This is a genomic window from Seonamhaeicola marinus (assembly GCF_008085455.1).
Map to the genome: position 1 here is coordinate 1 of NZ_VSDQ01000038.1, position 248 is coordinate 248.

The following is a 248-nucleotide window of genomic DNA, read 5'->3' on the forward strand; positions in this document are numbered from 1 at the left end:
ATTCAATTTGGTGTTGTAACTTTTTTGTACCAGCAAGTTTTGTGAAAAAGTTATTAAAAAAATTGGCGTTGTTAGCTGTGTTTTTGTAAGCTTTAATAAGCCATTGTAAATTTAAATTATCAAGTTTTTTTGTATTAGTTAAGTTGTTTCCGTAGCATATTTTATTTTGATGTTTTGGGTATTTAGCACCTTCATTGGGTTGCGGTGTAAATTGAAAATTGAAAATAGTTTTATCTAAAAACGGGCTA

At 27.8% G+C, this 248-nt stretch carries 1 pseudogene; it reads right to left on the minus strand.

Annotated features, from left to right (window positions below):
- Window positions 1–248, minus strand: a pseudogene (locus tag FUA24_RS00250) (exo-beta-N-acetylmuramidase NamZ domain-containing protein); the annotation flags it as partial.